The organism is Pseudomonas sp. NY15372 (genome assembly GCF_048068215.1).
GTDB classification, from domain to species: Bacteria; Pseudomonadota; Gammaproteobacteria; order Pseudomonadales; family Pseudomonadaceae; genus Aquipseudomonas; species Aquipseudomonas guariconensis_A.
The window spans coordinates 1-437 of sequence record NZ_JBLUPY010000092.1; the positions used below are offsets into that span (position 1 = coordinate 1).

Here is a 437-nt window from a genome sequence, read left to right on the forward strand (position 1 = left end):
ACAAGCAAAGGCAGGCTGCTTGGTAGGATCATGTAAATAGCTTAATACCGGCCAGTTAAACAAATGGGGCCGCTACGCGCCCCATCGCGGCACAAGGCCGCTCCTACAGGAAACCGTCGTTGGCCAGGTTTGCGTGATCCTGTAGGAGCGGCCTTGTGCCGCGATGGGCTGCATAGCAGCCCCAATGAAGTGTCCCAAATAGCTTAATCGACCGGCATTACCTTTTGCCTTTGCCTTTGCCTTTGCCTTTGCCTTTGCCTTTGCCTTTGCCTTTGCCTTTGCCTTTGCTTTTGCTTGCGATGCGCAACGGCCCAGGCGCCGCCAAACGCGACGTCAGGAGGCCGAGCGGAGGCGTTACGGAGGTGGGTGCCGGGCATGGATGCCCGGCAAGCGGCGCAGGGCCATGGATGGCCCTTCGCCGCGCCCCACCGGGAGTA

At 60.0% G+C, this 437-nt stretch carries 1 pseudogene; it reads right to left on the reverse strand.

The window, feature by feature from the left end:
* Positions 1-217: 217 nt before the first annotated feature.
* Positions 218-437 (reverse strand): annotated as a pseudogene (locus ACNFG0_RS22875) (hypothetical protein); the annotation flags it as partial.